This is a genomic window from Alloalcanivorax profundimaris (genome assembly GCF_015265435.1).
Taxonomy (GTDB): domain Bacteria; phylum Pseudomonadota; class Gammaproteobacteria; order Pseudomonadales; family Alcanivoracaceae; genus Alloalcanivorax; species Alloalcanivorax profundimaris.
Window position 1 is genome coordinate 187914 of the sequence record NZ_JABJWH010000006.1, and the last position, 18842, is coordinate 206755.

Here is an 18842-nt window from a genome sequence, read left to right on the forward strand (position 1 = left end):
CGGAGAACCACATGTACACGGCACAGGGTAAAATCGATCACGATGCCTTGCTGGAGCAACACCTGCCGGCGGTGCGCCGCCAGGCGTTGGCCTTGCAGGTGAAGCTGCCCTCCGGCATCGACCTGGACGACCTGATCCAGGCCGGCACGGTGGGGCTGCTGGACGCGCTGCGGCGCTTCGACCCCAACGCCGGCGCCAGTTTCTCCACCTTCGCCAGCCAGCGCATCCGGGGCGCCATGATCGATGAGCTGCGCACCCGGGACTGGCTGCCGCGCAGCGTGCGCCGCAACGCCCGCAACCTGGATCAGTGCGTGCACCGCCTGGAGCAGCGTCTCGGCCGCCCGCCGGAAGAGCGTGAAATCGCCGCCGAGATGGGCATGGACCTGGCCGAGTATCAGCAGCTGCTCACCGACACCAACAACGGCTACCTGCTGCCCTACGAGGAAATGGTGGAAGAGCGCGGCGAGCCGGAAGCCGGCAGCGGCGCGCCGCCGTCGCCGTTCGCCGCCCTGGTGGACGGCCAGCAGCGCGAGCGCCTGACCGCCGCCATCGAGGCCCTGCCGGAGCGCGAGAAACTGCTGGTGGCGCTGTACTACCAGGAAGAACTCAACCTCAAGGAAATCGGTGCCGTGCTCGGCGTCACCGAGTCCCGGGTCTGCCAGCTGCACAGCCAGGCGATCAGCCGTCTGCGTTCGCGCCTGGCGGAATCCGACTGACGGCGCGCCTACACGAATCCCCGGGCCGGCGTTACAATGCGCGCCGACGCAGACCGAGGATTCTATGAACCCCAGCGACGAGATCCACCAACGGCGAACCTTCGCCATCATCTCCCACCCGGACGCCGGTAAGACCACCATTACCGAGAAGCTGCTGCTGTACGGCAACCAGATTCGCATGGCGGGCACCGTGAAGGGCAAGAAGAGCGGCGTGCACGCCACCTCCGACTGGATGGAGATGGAGAAGGAGCGGGGCATCTCGGTGACCACCTCGGTGATGCAGTTCCCCTACCGGGACGCCACCGTGAACCTGCTCGACACCCCCGGCCACGCCGACTTCTCCGAGGACACCTACCGCACCCTGACGGCGGTGGACTCGGCGCTGATGGTGATCGACGCCGCCAAGGGCGTGGAGGAACGGACCGTCAAGCTGATGGAGGTGTGCCGGCTGCGCGACACACCCATCCTGACCTTCATCAACAAGCTCGACCGCGACGTGCGCGACCCCATCGAGGTGCTCGACGAAATCGAGGACGTGCTCAAGATCGAGTGCGCCCCGGTGACCTGGCCGATCGGCATGGGCAAGAGCTTCAAGGGCGTCTATAACCTGCTGCGCGATACCACCGTGCTGTACAAGACCGGCCAGGGCCACACCGTGCAGGAAGTGCGCGAAGTGCAGGGCCTGAACAACCCGGAACTGGACCAGGCGGTGGGCGCGGACTACGCCCAGGAACTGCGCGACACCCTGGAGCTGGTGCAGGGCGCCAGCCATGAATTCGACCTGGAACGTTTCCTGGCCGGCAGGCTGACGCCGGTGTTCTTCGGCACCGCCCTGGGCAACTTCGGCGTCGACCACATGCTCGACGGCCTGGTGGACTGGGCGCCGCCGCCGCAGCCCCGGGACGGCGGCGCGCGCCAGGTGCAACCCGACGAAGGCAAGATGACCGGCTTCGTGTTCAAGATCCAGGCCAACATGGACCCGCGCCACCGGGACCGCATCGCCTTCCTGCGCATCTGCTCCGGCAAGTACCAGAAGGGCATCAAGCTCAAGCAGTGCCGCACCGGCAAGGACGTGCGCATCGCCGACGCCCTGACCTTCCTGGCCGGCGAACGCGATAACGTGGATCAGGCCTTCGCCGGCGACATCATCGGCCTGCACAACCACGGCACCATCCAGATCGGCGATACCTTCACCGAAGGCGAGGAGCTGCGCTTCACCGGTATTCCGCACTTCGCCCCGGAGCTGTTCCAGCGCGTGGTGCTCAACGACCCGCTCAAGAGCAAGCAGCTGCACAAGGGCCTCACCCAGCTGGCGGAGGAGGGCGCCACCCAGGTGTTCTTCCCGCTGCGCAACAACGACGTGATCCTGGGCGCCGTGGGCACTCTGCAGTTCGACGTGGTGGCCGCCCGCCTGAAGGCGGAATACGGCGTGGACTGCCGCTACGAGGCGGTCAACGTGAGCACCGCCCGCTGGACCGAGGCGGACAGCGAACGGGAACTGGACGCTTTCGAACGCAAGGCCCACGAGCACCTGGCCCGGGACGGCGCCGGCCATCTCACCTACCTGGCGCCCACCCGCGTGAACCTGCAGCTGGCCCAGGAGCGGCACCCGGAAATCCGTTTCCGGGAAACCCGGGAGATCTGAACCCGACCCCGGGCCTTCTTGTAGGAGCGGCTAAAGCCGCTCCTACGGAGGGTATGTAAATCCCCCGGGGCCGTGCGGCGGCGCGGTCGCTGTGCTAGACTCGCCGCCCTCTTTGGCACCGGCCCCGATTTCGATATGTTCATGGCGTCCAATCCGCCCTAGCGTTTCGCCCCCCTGTCATCGCGTTCCGCGATGATCCGTCGGCCGTCTTCCATGACGGCGTACTCCCGGCCACCCCGGTCGTCATTTTTGTTGCTTATGGTTTGCCGCGTCGGCGTGCCCGTCGCGTTCCGTGCTTCGTTGTTGTTAGAAGGATTCCGTTTTGCTGCCGTTGAAAGAAAACTGGTTTTCCAATCTTCGTGGTGATGTGCTCTCCGGTCTGGTGGTGGCGCTGGCCCTGATTCCGGAGGCGATCGCCTTCTCGATCATCGCCGAGGTGGACCCCAAGGTGGGGTTGTACGCCTCGTTCTGCATCGCCGTGGTCACCGCCTTCGCCGGTGGCCGCCCGGGAATGATCTCCGCCGCCACCGGCGCCATGGCGCTGCTCATGGTGACCCTGGTGCGCGAGCATGGCCTGCAGTATCTGCTCGCCGCCACCGTGCTCACCGGGGTGCTGCAGATCATTTTCGGGATCTTCAAGCTGGCCACGGTGATGCGCTTCGTGTCCCGCTCGGTGGTCACCGGCTTCGTCAACGCCCTGGCGATCCTGATCTTCCTGGCCCAGATTCCGGAGCTGATCGGCGTCACCTGGCACGTCTACGCCATGACCGCCGCCGGCCTGGGCATCATCTACCTGTTCCCCTTCCTGACCCGGGTGGTGCCGTCGCCGCTGGTGTGCATTCTGGTGCTCACCGCCGTGGCGGTATTCTTCGGCCTGGACATGCCCACCGTGGGCGACAAGGGCGAGCTGCCCAGCAGTCTGCCGGTGTTCCTGCTGCCGGATATTCCCCTGTCCCTGGAGACCCTGCGCATCATCTTCCCGGTGTCGCTGACCATGGCCGTGGTGGGGCTGCTGGAATCGATGATGACCGCCACCATCGTCGACGACCTCACCGACACGGACAGCGATAAGCACCGCGAATGCCGGGGCCAGGGCATGGCCAACATCGCCTCCGGTTTCCTCGGCGGCATGGCCGGCTGCGCCATGATCGGCCAGTCGGTGATCAACATGAAATCCGGCGGCCGCACCCGGCTGTCCACCCTGGTGGCCGGCGTGGTGCTGCTGGTGCTGGTGGTGTTCCTGGGCGACTGGGTGTCGCGGATTCCCATGGCCGCCCTGGTGGCGGTGATGATCATGGTGTCCATCGGTACCTTCAGTTGGGAGTCGATTCTCAACTTGCGCCGTCATCCGCCGAGCAGCAGCGTGGTGATGCTGGTCACCGTGGCGGTGACCGTGTTCACCCACAACCTGGCCATCGGCGTGGGCATCGGCGTGCTGCTCAGCGCCCTGTTCTACGCCAACAAGGTGGGCCGGGTGTTCTATGTGTCCAGCGAGGCCGACGACGCCGGCTACCAGCGCCGTTATCAGGTGGTGGGGCAGGTGTTCTTCACCTCCGCGGACCGGTTCCTGGCGGCGTTCGACTACAAGGAAGGCCTGGAAAAAGTCACCATCGACGTGCACCGGGCCCGCTTCTGGGACATCACCGCCATCGGCGCCCTGGACAAGGCGGTGATCAAGTTCCGCCGCGAAGGCACCGAGGTGGAGGTCATCGGCCTGGACGAGGCCAGCGCCACCCTGGTGGATAAATACGCCGTCCACGACAAGCCGGACGCCGTGGAAAAAATGATGGGCGGCCACTGAGCCACCCCCGGATTCGAGGATCGACCATGAGTCATGTGATTGCCTGCATCGACGGCTCCGCCGCGGCGGACACCATCTGCGACCACGCCGCCTGGGCGGCCCGGCGCCTGGGGGCGCCGCTCATGTTGCTGCACGTGCTGGACGAGGACCGCTACCCCAGCGAGTCCAACCTGAGCGGCAATATCGGCCTGGGCACCCGGGAAGCCCTGCTCAAGGAGCTGGCGGACCTGGACGCGCGCCGCAACCGTCTGGCCCTGGAGGAGGGCAGGGCACTGCTGGAGGCGGCCCGGGAGCGCCTGGCGGCGGCCGGGCACCCGGCGCCGGTGCTGCGCCAGCGCCACGGCAAGCTGCTCGACGCGGTGCGTGAGCTGGACCAGGAAACCCGGCTGCTGGTGATCGGCAAGCAGGGCACCGAGCACACCGGCGTCGACCGGATCGGCGACAACGTGGAAAAGCTGATCCGCGGCGTGGACCGCTCCGTGCTGCTGGCGGTGGGGCCGTTCCGTGAGCCCGGCGCGTTGATGCTGGCCTACGACAACAGCCCCTCCATGCGCGACGGCGTGCGCCTGATCGCCAGCAGCCCGCTGCTGCGCGAGCTGCCCTGCCACCTGGTGCAGGTGAACGGCTCGGACCGGGACCGCGAGGGCGCGGACTGGGCCGCCGGGCGCCTGGAGGATAACGGCCATCCGGTGACGGTGGCGTCCCTGAAGGGGGACGTGGAGGCGGAACTGCACCGCTACCAGGAAGAGCACGATCTGGACCTGGTGGTCATGGGCGCCTACGGTCACTCGCGGATCCGGGAATTCCTGATCGGCAGCACCACCGACCGGCTGATCCGCCATGCCCGGGTGCCACACCTGATTCTGAGGTAGCATTCACGGCGCGAATACCGGTTATCATCAAGATTGATTGTTTTTATGAGAACCGCGCTCCTAGAATGCGCGGCATCGGTAGTCGGCGTCGGGCGGGCCCTGCCCCGCGTGACCGGCGGCTGCGGTGTTCATTCTTCTATTGACAAGGATTGACCATGTCACAGTACCTCAAAGAGATCGAAGCACTGAGCTCCGTGGTTGGTGCCAACAAAACCTGGCACGACATCAACCCGGAATCCGCTGTCCGCATGCGTCTGCAGAACCGTTTCAACACGCATCTGGATATCGCCAAGTACACCGCGAGCATCATGCGCAAGGACATGGCGGCCTACGACGCGGACAACTCCAAGTACACTCAGTCCCTGGGTTGCTGGCACGGTTTCATCGGTCAGCAGAAGATGATTTCCATCAAGAAATACTTCGGCAGCACCAAGGGCCGCTACCTGTACCTGTCCGGCTGGATGGTCGCCGCGCTGCGTTCCGAGTTCGGTCCGCTGCCTGACCAGTCCATGCACGAAAAAACCGCCGTGGCCGACCTGATCCGCGAGCTGTACACCTTCCTCAAGCAAGCCGACGCCTGGGAACTGAACCACCTGTTCCGTGACCTGGACGCCGCCAAGGAAGCCGGTGACGAAGCCAAGCAGAAAGAGATCATCGACAAGATCGACAACTTCGAGACCCACGTTGTGCCGATCATCGCCGATATCGACGCCGGCTTCGGTAACCCGGAAGCCACCTACCTGCTGGCCAAGAAGCTGATCGAAGCCGGTGCCTGCTGCATCCAGATCGAGAACCAGGTTTCCGACGAGAAGCAGTGCGGCCACCAGGACGGCAAAGTGACCGTTCCCCACGCCGACTTCATCGCCAAGCTGAACGCCGTTCGCTACGCGTTCCTGGAGCTGGGTGTCGACGATGGCGTGATCGTTGCCCGTACCGACTCCGAAGGCGCTGGCCTGACCAAGCAGATCGCCGTGACCAACGAGCCGGGCGACCTGGGCGACCAGTACAACGCCTTCCTGGAAGGTGAGTTCATCGATTCCGCCGAGCAGATCAACAACGGCGACATCGTGATCAAGTCCGAAGGCAAGCTGCTCAAGCCGACCCGTCTGGCGTCCGGCCTGTTCCAGTTCCGCGAAGGCACCAACATCGACCGCGTGGTTCTGGACTGTGTCACCAGCCTGCAAAACGGCGCCGACCTGCTGTGGATCGAAACCCCGACCCCGAACGTGGCTCACATCAAGCACATGGTCGACCGCATCCGCGAGCAAGAGCCGAACGCCAAGCTGGTGTACAACAACAGCCCGTCCTTCAACTGGACCCTGAACTTCCGTCAGCAGGTGTTCGACGCCTGGAAAGAGGAAGGCAAGGACGTATCCGGTTACGACCGTGGCGACCTGATGAACGCCAAGTACGACGACAGCGATCTGGCCGCCGAAGCCGACCGCTGGACCCGTGAGTTCCAGGCCAAGGCCTCCCGTGAAGCCGGTGTGTTCCACCACCTGATCACGCTGCCGACCTACCACACCGCCGCCCTGTCCACCGATCAGCTGGTGGAAGGTTACTTCGGTGAGGAAGGCATGCTGGCCTACGCCGCGGGCGTTCAGCGCAAGGAAATCCGCCGTGGCATCGCCACCGTGAAGCACCAGGACATGGCCGGTTCCAACATCGGCGATGATCACAAAGAGTACTTCTCCGGTGAAGCCGCGCTGAAAGCCGGCGGTAAGGACAACACCATGAACCAGTTCGGCTAACAACCGGTTCGGTGTTAAAAAAAGAAGGGCGGGATCCTTGGATCCCGCCCTTTTTTTATGGCCGCCGTCCCTGGCGGCCGCTCCTTACGTCGCTGCTACACAGCGGTCCTTGTCAGCCTTGCTTGTCCAGCCACTCATCGGCTTGACGTTCCGCGTCCTCGCGGGTGGAGCCGTAACGCTCCTGGATCTTGCCCACCAGCTTGTCCTTGTGACCCTCGATCTGCTTGAGGTCGTCATCGGTGAGCTTGGCCCACTGTTTCTTTGCATCGCCTTTCAACTGTTTCCACTGGCCTTTCAGCGTATCGCTGTTCATTACTACCTCCATGCGGTAACGACGAATGAGGCTTCAGTATGCGCTTGTGGGGCCGGGGCGTAAGGGGGGCAAGCGAAGATTTAGCAGTTTTTATCGTACTTGCCGGAGACCGCCGATGGCCCCATCATGGGCGCCGCGCGGCCCCGGTGGGCCGTGAATCGGGCGCGATCACCGGGCGATCACTGTAGGGAGAGGCATTCATGGCGGCGGTATTGGCGGGCGGCATCATCCTGATCTGGCTGGCGTTGAGCGGCGGCCGGGCCCTGCTCGGCGCCCTGGGCGTGACCCTGCACCGCCGCGCCGCCCTGATCGCGCCGCCGGGTCTGGCCCTGGCCGAGAGCCTGCTGTTCCTGCTGGCGGTGCCCGCCGGCGAGCTGCTGCCCGAGCCCCAGTGCTGGCCCGCCGCCTGGGCCCTGGTGGCCCTGGCCTGGCTGATCAATGGCGCCGTCACCTTCCGCCTTTGGCGCGCTCCCCAACGCTAAAACGTGGACCAGCCGGTGAATTCCATCACCCGGTACAGGCCGTAGCGCCAGCGGGAATCGTCCGCGAACGCCTGGTAGGGCAGGCTAAACGTCTTGCCGTCCGGGTTCGACCAGCGTTGTTGAAAGGCCTCCCGTGCCGCGCGAATCGTCGGGTGCCCGGCCTCCGCCACCAGCTCCACGCTGGTTTCCAGGTTCAGATTATCCAGGTTGCGGCGCGTGTAGTTGGCCGAGCCCAGGATCAGCGTGGCCGGCCGGTGAGCGCCGTAGCGCAGCAGCATCTTGGTGTGGCACTGCTCGCCGTGGGTGGCGCACCAGCGCACCGGCACGCCGGCGCGGTGCAGTTCCCAGGCCACCTGGCGGTTGGGCACGCCGTTCTTCTCGCGGCCGAAGGCGTCCTTGTTGGGGTCCAGCAGCAGGCGCAGCCGCACGCCCCGTTCCCGGGCGGCGGCCAGGGCTTCCACCAGCGGCCGGTGGGACAGATAGAACACGCCCACGTCCAGGTGCTGGCCGGCGCGGGCGCCGTTCACCGCGTCCAGCAGGGCATCGCGGATCGCCACCTCGCTGAGCACCCGCAGGCGGGGGCCGGCTTGCCGGTCGCCCTGGTCCGCGGCGTCCGGCGCCGGCGGCGTTGGCCAGTTGTCCCCCAGCCGGGCGCCGGAAAAACGCGCCGCCGACAACTCCGAGTGCAGCAGGTCCAGGGCCGCCGGGCCGCTGAAGCGCAGCGCCAGGTTGGAGTGGGCGCTGCTGGCGTCGTGGGCGTTGGCGGAGGTCACCAGGCCGGTCCATTGGTCGCCTTCGTCCACCACCAGGGTCTTGCGGTGGTTGGCCTTGAAGTTGATCAGGGAGAGGTAGGTGCGCAGGGTCACCTTGCCGTCGCCGGTGGGGTTGGGCAGCCAGCCGCCCTCGGTGGTGTTGCCGAACCACTGGCAGCACAGGCGCCACAGGCCGGACCAGGTGGGGTTGGAGTCCCGCAGCCGGTTAAGGTCGGTGAACACCACTTCCACGCCGGCCTGGCGCAGGCGCTCCAGGTGCGGCGCGGCGACGCCGCCGTACAGGGTGTTGAAGGGGTCGGTGATCAGCACCACGCGCACGTCCGGGCGTTGCCGTTTGCGCGTCGCCAGGGCCTCGGTGAGCTGCTCGCTGAGCGGTCGCAGGCTGCCGGTGGTGGCGCCGGCCATGTCGTTGTAGAGGAACATGTCCACCACCACCAGTTTGTCCGCCTGGCCGATGAGGCGGAAGAATTCATCGAAGATCGCCTGGTCATAATGGCGCGCCGGGTCGTCGCCCGCGTCGGTGTCCACCCAGGTGTCGTCGGCCAGCAGCGCCAGGTTGTCCGCGCCGCGCGCCGGCCAGGCCCGGCCCACGTCCTCCGGGAGCGGCTTGTAGCGGTGATAGAGGGCGGTGAGCAGCCAGGCGGAAAGCAGTAGAAGCAGAAGCACGCGGATCGGGTGGCGTTTTTTCATGGGTTTTTGGGGCCAGCGGGCGAAGGGGGTAAAGCTACCTGTTCGGGGGTGTGGGCCGCAAGCGCCCGCGTCCTGGGTTCTCCATCCGGGCCGCGTCTCGGTGTGGGCCCCTTTCCGGGAACGCCGTGAACCCCCGCAAGCGGGCCCGGCCACCCATCACAGATGGGCGGCGTTCGGCGGCGCGCGAAGCAGTGCTTCGCAACACGCTTGCCTCACCCCTGGGGGCTCCCGGTTTGACATCCTGTCAAACAGGGTCCCGGAAAGGGGCCCACACCGAGACGCTTCGAGGTAGCGTCACGTGCGGCTCCGTAGTGTGGCATTGGCGGTTGAAGGTCGCGGTAGGAGCGGCCGGGCGGCGTTCCGCTTTAGCCGCGATGCGGTTGGCACGGCTTGTGATCGCGGCCAAAGCCGCTCCTACGGCGGTCTGCCTCCCGTGGCGGGCGCCCTACCGGTCCGGGAGGGCGTAGGTGATGACGTAGTCGCCGCTGGGCGTTTCCATGAAATGGTGGCCGGTGGCGACGATCATCAGGTACTGGCGCCCGTCCGCTTCGTAGACCAGGGGGTTGGCCTGGCCGCCGGCGGGCAGGGCGTCCCGCCAGACGGTTTCGCCGGTTTCGATGTCGATGGCGCGGATCAGGTCGTCGGTGGCGGCGGCGATGAAGATCAGGCCGCCGGCGGTGACCACGGCACCGCCGTTATTGGGCGTGCCGATGGTGAATGGCAGGCCGCTGCGGATGCCCCAGGGGCCGTTGGCCCGGGCGGTGCCGAAGGGGCGGTCCCAGAGGGTCTTGCCGGTTTTCACGTCCACCGCGCGGATGCCGCCGTAGGGCGGCTGCTTGCACAGCAGGCCGGTCCACTTGACGCGCCAGCCGGCGTTCACATCGATGGCGTAGGGGGTGCCCGCCTGCGGGTCGCCCTGGCCCTCGGCGCCGCCGTGGTCGCCGCCTTCCTTTTCCTCACGCGGTACCCAGCCGTATTCATTGGCCTTTTCCCGGGGCACCAGCCGGTTGTAGTTGGGGGTGATGTTGTAGTTGGCGATCATCACGCCCCGGTTCGGGTCCAGGGCCACGCTGCCCCAGTCGGAGCCGCCGTTGTAGCCGGTGAACTCGATCCAGGGCCGGTCCGCGTTGGGCGGTGTGTACATGCCCCGGTAGTCGGCTTTCTGGAATTGCGCGCGGCAGTACATCTGATCGAAGGGCGTCATGCCCCACATGTCCGCAGGCGTCAGATCCGGCTGCTGGAGGCTGTGGTAGTTGGAGTAGGGCTGGGTGGCGGTGCGCTGTTCCGGCTCCGCGCCACCCTGGGGTACCGGCCGTTCCTCGATGTCCACCAGGGGCTCGCCGGTGCGGCGGTTGAACACATAGAGGCCGCCCTGTTTGGTGGGCAGCAGCAGGGCCGGCACCGGGCCGTCGTCGGTGGGGAAGTCCAGCAGGCTGGGTTGCGAGCCCAGGTCATAGTCCCAGACGTCCTTGTGGGCGGTCTGGAAGTGCCAGGCCGGTTTGCCGGTGCTCACGTCCAGGGCCACCAGGGAGGTGGCCCATTTATTTTCCGCTTTGCTGCGCGGGGTGCTCCAGTAGTCGGCGGCGGAGTTGCCCATGGGCAGGTAGACCAGGCCCAGTTGGTTGTCGCCCACCGCCGTGGTCCACATATTGGGCGAGCCCCGGGTGTAGGTGTCGTCGCCGGTGAGCGGCTCGCCGCGCCCCGGGCGGCCCGCGTCCCAGGCCCACTTCAGCTCGCCGGTGATCGCGTCGAAGCCCTTGATCACGCCGGAGGGCGCGTCGCGGCGCTGGCCGTCCAGCACCTGGTGGCCGGTGACCAGGGTGTCGCGCACGATCACCGGCGCCGAGTTGATGGAGACATAGCCCGGCGGGGTTTCCCCCATGTTTTTCTTGATGTCCACCTGGCCGCCGTCGCCGAAGCCCTGGCAGGGTTCGCCGGTGGCCGCGTCCACGGCGATCAGGCGGCCGTCCAGGGTGCCGGAGAAGATGCGCTTGGCGCAGGCGCGGTCGTCGGCGCCGTTGCCCACGCGCCGGCCGGCGGCTTCGCCGCTGGCCGCCACCAGGGGGTCGCCGTCGTTGTCCGGGGCGTCGCCGCCGGCCTCGTTGCCGGCGTGCCCGCCCGGCGGCACCTCATAGTAGGTGACGCCCCGGCAGGCGGCGGTGTAGGGGATGGCGTCCTTGGACACCTGGGGATCGTAGCGCCAGTTTTCCTCGCCGCTGGCGGCGTCCAGGGAGATCACGATGTTGCGGGAGGTGCACAGGAAGACGTCGTCGCCCACTTTCAGGGGCGTGGTTTCCGCGCCCCAGCGTTCCTCCAGCAGGTCGCCGGTGCGGTAGGTCCAGGCCCGTTCCAGCCCGGCCACGTTGTCGCGGTTGATGCCGTCCAGCGGCGAGAAGCGCTGGGCGCTGTTGCCGCCGCCATAGGCGGGCCAGTCACCGGGCGCCGGGTTGTCCGCCGGCTGGTCGTTGCCCACGGTGGTGGCCAGCGCGGCGCTGCCCGCCTCGGGCACCGGGTTGGGGCGCACGAAATCGAACGGCACGAAGGCCAGCCCCAGGCCGGCCACGATCACCACCACCAGCAGGCCGGCCACGCCGAAGGAGGCGCCCTTGCCGAAGCCGTCGCGCACCCGTGGCGCCACCAGCGCCACCAGCACGCCCAGGCCGAGAATGACGTCCAGGCGGGGAATCCAGCCCCAATAATCGGCGCCGGCTTCCCACAGGGTCCACAGCAGGGTGCCGGCCACCACCAGGGCGTAGAGGGTGACGCCGGCCCGTCGGCCGCCGATCAGCAGGGCGCCGGAGAGCAGCAGGCCCAGGCCCGCGATCAGGTAGTACCAGGAACCGCCGAGGCTGGCCAGCCAGCCGCCTTGCAGCGCGAAGGCCAGGCCGAACAGCGCCACCAGGACGCCGACCAGCGCCCGGGGAAAATCTCGTGTGCCGGTGGATTCCGCCATGATGACTCCTTGTCGCTTGGGGTTGGAGGGACGTTTATCCGCACCTTAACGCAGCGAAGAGGGTCAATACCTTATACATGTTTTGGAACGTTCCCGGATTTTACCAACCTTTAAATTTGGCTCCGGGGCTGATCGCGGCTTCCTACCGCGACCAAGGAGCCGTAGGAGCGGCTAGGCGGCGTTCCGCTTCAGTCGCGATCAACGGTAGTCGTCGAAGCCGCGGTCGTCCTGGAACGTCAGCGGCTGGTCCCAGCCCGGCAGGCGAATGTCCTTGTCGGTGACGGTCAGGTCGTCGCCGTTCAGAACGCCGTCGTTGAAATGGTATTCCGGCACCACCTGGCCGGCCAGGGCGCGGCGGTCATAGTCGGCGGCGGCCTCCCGGGTGGCCGCCACCCGATCGCGCCAGCCGTCCAGGGTGGCGTCGCCGTGGCGACGACGCAGCAGCTCGGTGGCGCGGTCCGGGGAGAGCACCACGGCGGTGGCGTTGTTGCCGCCGAAGCCCTTGGAGTTGAGGAGCGCCGCCGACGGGCGCCCCTCCTGGTGGGTGCTGGACAGCGACAGCCGGTCCGCGTGCAGATCGTCGGCGAACCGGTCCACGGTGGCGATGCCCGGCAGCACGCCGTCGCTGAAGGTGCCCAGGCTGGCGGCCAGCTGGTCACCGCCGGCGCTGCCCAGGGAGTGGCCCACATAGGCCTTGATCGCCGCCACCGGCCAGTCGCGGATGCCGAACGCCTCCGCCACCTGGTTGATGACGTGGGATTCGGTGATCCGGTTCTGCGGCGTACCGGTGCCGTGGGCGTGCACCAGGGTGTTCCGGCGCAGGCCGTCCTCGCCCAGTAACTGGCGCACCAGGTGGGCGGCGCGGCCCAGGGTCAGGTAGTTGCCGATGCCCGGCGAGGAAATGGATTTCTTGGCGCCGTCGGCGTGCACGAACACGTCCGGCACCGCGCCCAGGATGTCGGCGCCCAGCTCCAGGGCCAGCTCATCGTCCATCAATACGGTGAACTGGGCCGACTCCGCCATGGTGAAGCCGCAGTTGGCGCCGAACGGCCGGCAGGCACGGCGCAGGTCCGGGGTGTCGGCGCCGTCCAGCGCCGCCAGGGCCTCGTCCTCGGCCAGGGCGCCCATGGCCCGGTAGCCTTCCATCACTTCCGGCACCAGCGGCGCCTCGCTGGTGCCCACCACCACCAGTCGGGCGCGCCCGGCGCGGATCGCGTGCACCGCGCGCTCCAGGTTGTAGAGGAAGGTGGCGCAGGCGCCCAGCAGGCCGCCGGTGCCCCCGGCGCTGCGCAGCACATAGGCGTTGATGAAGTCCGCGGTCATCTCGCCCAGGCCCAGGGGGCATTGCTTGGAGGTGGTGCGCTGGCCCAGGGCGGGGGCGCGCATCATGCCGCCCAGGCCGTGGTCGTCGAGCTGGGCCATGGCGTTGGACGCGAACACCGCCACCTGGTCCGGCGCCAGCCGGCCGCGCAGTTGCTCCCAGGGAATGCCGAGCATGCCGAAGGCATCGCTGACGCCGTAGATGGCCATCTGCAGGGCGCGGGGATGGTTGCGCGAGGCGTACAGGGCGCCCGGGTCGAAGCCGTCCGGCAACTGGCCGGCGGCGCTCACCCGGCGGGCGATGGGCGTGGGCACGCGCAGATCGGCGCCGGCCGGCACCGTGACGCGGCTGCGCTGGCGGTTGATCGCTTCCACCCGCCAGCCGGCGGGCAGGGGATCCGGGAGATCCAGGTTGCGCATCTCCAGGGTCACCGGGCCGTCGCTGTGGCCGTTCACCGCCAGGTTCAGGCGCCGGTCCTCGGGCAGGCCACGGATCAGGGTGCCATTAAGCAGCGCCTCCCGTCCGGAGGCGCCGGTCAGCGCCGCCAGGGCGCCCAGGGTGCTCTCCTGCCGGGCCGAATCCAGGGCGTCGAACACCAGACGGCGGAACCCGTGGTGCATGGACGTGCGGCCGGCGGCATTGATGCCACCCATGGCGGTAATGACGGGCAGGGCGGACATAGAACTCCCCAGAATGTGACTGAACGGTCAATTCTAGGCGTCCGCGCGCGCTTTGCGTATTGGTCAGAGGGATTGATGTTGCAACCGGATATTACCGGACGGCCCCGTCGGCCCGCTGCAAGCTGCAAGCAGGCTGTGCTGGCGGGGAGGCCGTGCCGGTCGAGAAACAGTTGCAAGTTACAAGTTGAAAGTTGAAGCGCGGCACAGGCCTTGCCGGCTGTAGCGACCGTGCCCGCGTTTGCAACTTGAAACTTGCAACTTGCTAACCCCGCCAGCGGCACGGCCTCCCCGCCGCCGCCCTCGCTGGCTTGCCGCTAGATCAGCTCCACCGCCACCGCCGTGGCCTCGCCGCCGCCGATGCACAGGCTGGCCACGCCGCGCTTGCCGCCGGTGCGCTTGAGCGCGTGGATCAGCGTCAGAATGATGCGCGAACCGGTGGAGCCGATCGGATGACCCAGGGCGCAGGCGCCGCCGTGGATGTTGAGCTTGTCGTGGGGAATGCCCAGATCCAGCATCGGCATCATCGCCACCATGGCGAACGCCTCGTTGATCTCGAACAGATCCACGTCGTCCACGCTCCAGCCCACTTTCTTCAGCAGCTTCTCGGTGGCGCCGATGGGGGCCACGGTGAATTCGCTGGGGTGGCGGCTGTTGGTGGCGTGGCCGAGCACCCGCGCCAGCGGCTTCAGGCCGCGCTGTTCGGCCACGCTTTCCCGGGCCAGTACCAGTGCCGAGGCGCCATCGGAAATGGAGCTGGCGTTGGCGGCGGTCACCGTGCCGTCCTTCTTGAACGCCGGCTTGAGCCCCGGAATCTTGTCGATGTTGGCGTTGCCCGGTTGCTCATCGGTGTCCACCACGGTTTCGCCTTTGCGGGTTTTCACCGTCACCGGCACGATCTCGTCGGCGAACCAGCCATTGGCGATGGCCGCCTGGGCCCGCTTCAGGGATTCGATGGCGAAGTCGTCCATTTGCTCGCGGGTGATGCCGCGCTGGTCCGCCACGTCCTGGGCGAAGGCGCCCATCAGGCGGCCGGTTTCGGCGTCTTCCAGGCCATCCAGGAACATGTGGTCGAACACCTGGCCGTGGCCCATGCGGTAACCGGCGCGGGCCTTGTCCAGCACATAGGGGGCGTTGCTCATGGATTCCATGCCGCCGCTCACCACGATGTCGTGGCTGCCCGCCTTGATCATGTCGTGGCAGAACATGGTGGCGCGCATGCCCGAGCCGCACAGCTTGTTGATGGTGGTGGCGCCGGTGCCGTCGGGCAGGCCGGCCAGACGCATGGCCTGGCGGGCCGGGCCCTGCTTGAGGCCGGCGGGCAGCACGCAGCCCATTACCACGTCCTCGATGTCGGCGGCCTTCAGGCCGGCGCGGGCCACCGCCTCGCGGATGCTGGCCGCGCCCAGTCGTGGCGCGCTCATCGGCGCCAGGGCACCCTGGAACCCTCCCATGGCGGTGCGGGCACCGTTTACGATCACGACGGCGTCGTTGGACATGCATTCTTCTCCTGGTTGTGTTGTAGCCGTAAGCCGCAAGCAGGCCGGGCTTGATGTGGGGCCGTGCCGGTGGCGTTAGTTACAAGTTTCAAGTTGCAAGTTGAAGGGAGTCAGCGAACCGGCTTTCCCACGACCCGCGGTCGGCAACGCCATTCGTGAATTCTCCCCCCTTGAGGCGCGGGCACGGCCTGAACACGGCGCGGGGCCTGCCCGCGCTTCAACTTGCAACTTGTAACTTGCCGCTAAAAAACGGCGTTATTCTACTTGAGATGCGCGGGAACGTCCCCATGTGCCCCTTGCATACGCACTCGGACTTTTTTGAAAAGCAATCATTCTCAAGTAGGCGTCAAAGAAGGTAAAACGCGGGTCGCGAAGCACTGTGTACTCAGTGGTTCACCCCCCGGACGCTTGTTATGATGCTTCCACATTTCACAGTCCGAATGGTTTTTCGACCAACAGTCAGGGGATATGACTATGGCTTTTGAACTTCCGCCGCTTCCGTACGAGAAAGACGCTCTCGAACCGCACATTTCCGCCGAGACCCTCGAGTATCACCACGGCAAGCACCACAACGCCTACGTCACCAAGCTCAACGACATGATCAAGGGCACGGATGACGAAGGGAAATCGCTCGAAGACATCATCAAGGGCGCCAAGGGCGGTCTGTTCAACCAGGCGGCACAGGTCTGGAACCACACCTTCTACTGGAACAGCCTCAGCCCCAATGGCGGCGGTGAGCCGTCCGGTGCCGTGGCCGACGCCATCAACGCCAAGTTCGGTTCCTTCGACAAGTTCAAGGAAGAGTTCAACGCCAAGGCCGCCGGCAACTTCGGCTCCGGCTGGACCTGGCTGGTGAAAACCGCCGATGGCGGCGTGGACATCGTCAACACCGACGACGCCGACACCCCGATCGCCCACGATAACGGCTACACCCCGCTGCTGACCGTGGACGTGTGGGAGCACGCCTACTACATCGACTACCGCAACGCCCGTCCCAAGTATCTGGAATCCATCTGGAACCTGATCAACTGGGACTTCGCCGCCAAGAACTTCGGGTAAGCGAACCTCCGGACACTCCCCATCACCCGTTCCGCGGCCGCCGTTGGCGGTCGCCCTGCGGGGCGCCGAGAGCGGCCCGCACTCCGCGTTGCGGCCTCTTGACGTAGCGCTGCTACGCCGGCGAGGCCGCGCCTTGATTGCGAACCGCTCTCGACGCCGGAACGGGTGCTGGGAAGCGCCCGAAGGTTCCGGCGCAATCAACGATCCTTATTTTACTTCCCGCCGCCTGACATCTCGTCGACCGGACGGTCGTGACGGCTGGGGTGGAACTTTCCCGCGCTTTCCCCACACCAAGCCCCACCGCCGTGCGCCGACTCCGGCGGACAGGTAAGATGCGTGTTTTCATCCAATCACACAGGAATTCGCCATGACCCGAGAGCGCGACGTCAAACTGGGTGATATCGACGACGTCCCCGTGGACGAACCCCGCCGCCGGCCCGCCGGCGAACAACCGCGCCCACCAAAAAGCGGCGGAGGTGGCAACGGTGGCGGCAATGGCAATGACAAAGGCGGTCGCCGGCCCACGCCGCGCCAGCCGGAACCACGCCGTGGCGGCGGTGGAGGCGGCTGGGTCTTCCTGACCCTGGTGCTGGCCGTGGTGCTGGCGGTAGCGTGCACTTACTTCTATCGCGAGATCAGCCGCCTGCAAGGGCAGATGGAAACCCGCATGGGCATGTCCTCCGAGCAACTGGAAAACCTCCAGGCACGGCTTTCCGCCACCGATGAATCCCTGGACCAATCCTCCGGCAAACTGCGCGACACGCTCAGCGAGCACAGCAAGGCCATCGACACCAACGGCGACGAAATCCGCAAGCTCTGGGACGTCAGCAACAAACGCAACAAGGAATGGATCCAGGAAAACCAGAAAACCCTGGATAGCGTGGAGAAGGCCCTCAAGAGCAACCAGAATGCCCTGGCCGAGCTCAAGAAAACCGTCGGCGGCTACGACCAGAGCATCAAGCAGGTGCGCGGCCAGATCGACGAACTGCAGAGCAAAGTCGCCAGCGCCATCGAAGCGGTCAACGACAGCAGCGACCAGTGGCGCACCCAGATCAACCAGGTGGAAACCCAGGTCGATGTGGTGGTCGATACCGTCAAGCAGCTCGAGCAACAGAACCAGACCCAGAAACAGGCCATCGCCAGCCTGAAAAACAACCAGAGCGGCGCCGCCCAGCTCGACCAGCGCCTCTCCGAAATCGAGGACGCCATCCGCGCCTTCGACCAGTACCGCCTGCAGGTGAACAACCGCCTGGACAGCCTGGAACGGTAACGCCGCCCCACCGTAAGGGCGGCTTCAAAAGCGTTCCGGTGGTATTCCATCGGCCGGCTGCTACAATGGCCGGCCTGCGCCAGTGGTGGAATTGGTAGACACGTCAGGTTTAGGTCCTGATGCCGCGAGGTGTGGGGGTTCAAGTCCCTCCTGGCGCACCATTCCCTTTCTTTAGACGATGCCCCGTCCGGGCGGCGTCGTCTACTCTCCAGTGAATCCGGGCTCGCGTTTGGCGAGAAAGGCGTTGATGCCTTCCTGGGCGTCCCAACCCTGTCCAAGCTCACTTTGCAGCGTCGCTTCGGCGTGAAGCTGTGCCTCCAGATCCTGTTCCGTGCTTCGGTCGATCAAGGACTTGATGCCCGCCAGAGCGCGGGTGGGTTGCGCCGCCATCTCGAAAGCCAGCGACATGGCTTTGTCGATCAGTTGGTGGTTATCGTGCACGGCATTGATCAGGCCCCACTCCAGGGCGGTCTCCGCTTTCAAGGCGTCACCACTCATCATCCACTGTAATGCCCTGGCGCGACCGATCAGGCGCGGCACGGTCCAGGTGCCCCCGGCATCGGGGATCAGCCCCAGCTTGATGAACGCCTGGATAAAGGTAGCGGATCGGGCGGCGAGAATGATGTCGCCGGCCAGGGCGAGGTTGCAGCCGGCACCGGCGGCGACACCGTTGACGGCGACGATAACGGGTTTTTGCATGCCGCGTAGCAGCCGGATGATGGGGTGATAGCTCTGATGCAGGGCGGTGCCCAGATCGGTGGCATCGTCGCCGGCGCTATCCGCGCCTTTGAAATGGCTCAGATCGGCGCCCGCGCAAAAGCCGCGGCCATTGCCACTGAGTACCAGGGCGCGGCAGGAGGCGTCCCTGGCCACCGAACCGATCGCTTGGCGCATTTCCTTGAGCATCAACGGTGACAGCGCGTTCAGGCGGTCCGGTTGATCCAGCAGAACCACGGTGACGGCGTCCCGCCGGGTGAGCTGGAGCGTGTGAAAGTCCTGAGCAGCGGTGTTCTTGGTCAT

14 protein-coding genes and 1 tRNA gene are annotated in these 18842 nt (G+C 66.4%); 9 read left to right on the forward strand and 6 right to left on the reverse strand.

The window, feature by feature from the left end; all coding sequences use genetic code 11:
- The first annotated feature begins 11 nt into the window (after positions 1–11).
- The 5 genes from HMJ39_RS03840 (at position 12) to HMJ39_RS03860 (ending at position 6785) form a co-directional block, all read left to right on the forward strand.
- Positions 12–716 carry an RNA polymerase sigma factor FliA gene (locus HMJ39_RS03840; RefSeq protein WP_161386066.1) on the forward strand — a complete coding sequence of 235 codons (705 nt, stop codon included), beginning with the start codon at positions 12–14 and terminating at the stop codon, positions 714–716.
- A gap of 64 nt (positions 717–780) precedes the next feature.
- Positions 781–2361 carry a peptide chain release factor 3 gene (prfC, locus tag HMJ39_RS03845; protein WP_194296348.1) on the forward strand — a complete coding sequence of 527 codons (1581 nt, stop codon included), beginning with the start codon at positions 781–783 and terminating at the stop codon, positions 2359–2361.
- Positions 2362–2683: 322 nt separating this feature from the next.
- Positions 2684–4162 carry a SulP family inorganic anion transporter gene (locus HMJ39_RS03850; RefSeq protein ID WP_194296349.1) on the forward strand — a complete coding sequence of 493 codons (1479 nt, stop codon included), beginning with the start codon at positions 2684–2686 and terminating at the stop codon, positions 4160–4162.
- A gap of 26 nt (positions 4163–4188) precedes the next feature.
- Positions 4189–5034: a universal stress protein gene (locus tag HMJ39_RS03855; protein ID WP_194296350.1), complete on the forward strand. Its 846-nt coding sequence runs from the start codon at positions 4189–4191 to the stop codon at positions 5032–5034.
- Positions 5035–5189: 155 nt separating this feature from the next.
- Entirely contained in the window at positions 5190–6785 is a 1596-nt protein-coding gene (locus tag HMJ39_RS03860) for an isocitrate lyase (protein WP_194296351.1), read from the forward strand.
- A 112-nt stretch (positions 6786–6897) separates the two neighbouring features.
- Here HMJ39_RS03860 and HMJ39_RS03865 read toward each other — a convergent pair whose 3' ends face one another.
- Positions 6898–7098 carry a CsbD family protein gene (locus HMJ39_RS03865; RefSeq protein WP_161386061.1) on the reverse strand — a complete coding sequence of 67 codons (201 nt, stop codon included), beginning with the start codon at positions 7096–7098 and terminating at the stop codon, positions 6898–6900.
- 200 nt (positions 7099–7298) lie between these two features.
- On the opposite strand from HMJ39_RS03865, the gene HMJ39_RS03870 reads away from it, so the two are divergent.
- The gene (locus tag HMJ39_RS03870; protein ID WP_161386060.1) at positions 7299–7580 is read left to right on the forward strand and encodes a hypothetical protein; all 282 of its coding nucleotides are present in this window, start codon (positions 7299–7301) and stop codon (positions 7578–7580) included.
- Here HMJ39_RS03870 and HMJ39_RS03875 read toward each other — a convergent pair.
- The 4 genes from HMJ39_RS03875 to HMJ39_RS03890 form a co-directional block, all read right to left on the reverse strand.
- Complete coding sequence (locus HMJ39_RS03875) at positions 7577–9043, reverse strand: phospholipase D-like domain-containing protein (protein ID WP_161386059.1); 1467 nt, start codon at positions 9041–9043, stop codon at positions 7577–7579. The genes HMJ39_RS03870 and HMJ39_RS03875 overlap by 4 nt on opposite strands.
- A gap of 445 nt (positions 9044–9488) precedes the next feature.
- Complete coding sequence (locus tag HMJ39_RS03880) at positions 9489–11996, reverse strand: membrane-bound PQQ-dependent dehydrogenase, glucose/quinate/shikimate family (RefSeq protein ID WP_194296352.1); 2508 nt, start codon at positions 11994–11996, stop codon at positions 9489–9491.
- A gap of 198 nt (positions 11997–12194) precedes the next feature.
- Entirely contained in the window at positions 12195–13997 is a 1803-nt protein-coding gene (locus tag HMJ39_RS03885) for a beta-ketoacyl synthase (RefSeq protein ID WP_194296353.1), read from the reverse strand.
- 314 nt (positions 13998–14311) lie between these two features.
- Entirely contained in the window at positions 14312–15493 is a 1182-nt protein-coding gene (locus tag HMJ39_RS03890) for an acetyl-CoA C-acyltransferase (RefSeq protein ID WP_194296354.1), read from the reverse strand.
- Between the two features lie 474 nt (positions 15494–15967).
- On the opposite strand from HMJ39_RS03890, the gene HMJ39_RS03895 reads away from it, so the two are divergent.
- The 3 genes from HMJ39_RS03895 (at position 15968) to HMJ39_RS03905 (ending at position 17983) form a co-directional block, all read left to right on the forward strand.
- A complete protein-coding gene (locus tag HMJ39_RS03895; RefSeq protein WP_161386054.1) occupies positions 15968–16552 on the forward strand; it encodes a superoxide dismutase in 585 nt (194 codons plus the stop codon).
- Between the two features lie 367 nt (positions 16553–16919).
- Positions 16920–17822, forward strand: a complete 903-nt coding sequence (locus HMJ39_RS03900) for a hypothetical protein (protein ID WP_194296355.1) — start codon at positions 16920–16922, stop codon at positions 17820–17822.
- Positions 17823–17898: 76 nt separating this feature from the next.
- Positions 17899–17983 (forward strand) — tRNA-Leu (locus HMJ39_RS03905).
- 40 nt (positions 17984–18023) lie between these two features.
- On the opposite strand, the gene HMJ39_RS03910 is transcribed toward HMJ39_RS03905, so the two are convergent.
- Complete coding sequence (locus tag HMJ39_RS03910; protein WP_194296356.1) at positions 18024–18842, reverse strand: enoyl-CoA hydratase-related protein; 819 nt, start codon at positions 18840–18842, stop codon at positions 18024–18026.

What these genes read in the sequence shown, in the direction of transcription:
- HMJ39_RS03840 (WP_161386066.1), top strand. Translation starts at nt 12, where the DNA reads ATGTACACGGCACAGGGTAAAATCGATCACGATGCCTTGCTGGAGCAA.
- prfC (WP_194296348.1), top strand. Translation starts at nt 781, where the DNA reads ATGAACCCCAGCGACGAGATCCACCAACGGCGAACCTTCGCCATCATC.
- HMJ39_RS03855 (WP_194296350.1), top strand. Translation starts at nt 4,189, where the DNA reads ATGAGTCATGTGATTGCCTGCATCGACGGCTCCGCCGCGGCGGACACC.
- HMJ39_RS03860 (WP_194296351.1), top strand. Translation starts at nt 5,190, where the DNA reads ATGTCACAGTACCTCAAAGAGATCGAAGCACTGAGCTCCGTGGTTGGT.
- HMJ39_RS03865 (WP_161386061.1), bottom strand. Translation starts at nt 7,098, where the DNA reads ATGAACAGCGATACGCTGAAAGGCCAGTGGAAACAGTTGAAAGGCGAT.
- HMJ39_RS03870 (WP_161386060.1), top strand. Translation starts at nt 7,299, where the DNA reads ATGGCGGCGGTATTGGCGGGCGGCATCATCCTGATCTGGCTGGCGTTG.
- HMJ39_RS03875 (WP_161386059.1), bottom strand. Translation starts at nt 9,043, where the DNA reads ATGAAAAAACGCCACCCGATCCGCGTGCTTCTGCTTCTACTGCTTTCC.
- HMJ39_RS03880 (WP_194296352.1), bottom strand. Translation starts at nt 11,996, where the DNA reads ATGGCGGAATCCACCGGCACACGAGATTTTCCCCGGGCGCTGGTCGGC.
- HMJ39_RS03885 (WP_194296353.1), bottom strand. Translation starts at nt 13,997, where the DNA reads ATGTCCGCCCTGCCCGTCATTACCGCCATGGGTGGCATCAATGCCGCC.
- HMJ39_RS03890 (WP_194296354.1), bottom strand. Translation starts at nt 15,493, where the DNA reads ATGTCCAACGACGCCGTCGTGATCGTAAACGGTGCCCGCACCGCCATG.
- HMJ39_RS03895 (WP_161386054.1), top strand. Translation starts at nt 15,968, where the DNA reads ATGGCTTTTGAACTTCCGCCGCTTCCGTACGAGAAAGACGCTCTCGAA.
- HMJ39_RS03900 (WP_194296355.1), top strand. Translation starts at nt 16,920, where the DNA reads ATGACCCGAGAGCGCGACGTCAAACTGGGTGATATCGACGACGTCCCC.
- HMJ39_RS03910 (WP_194296356.1), bottom strand. Translation starts at nt 18,842, where the DNA reads ATGACCAAGAACACCGCTGCTCAGGACTTTCACACGCTCCAGCTCACC.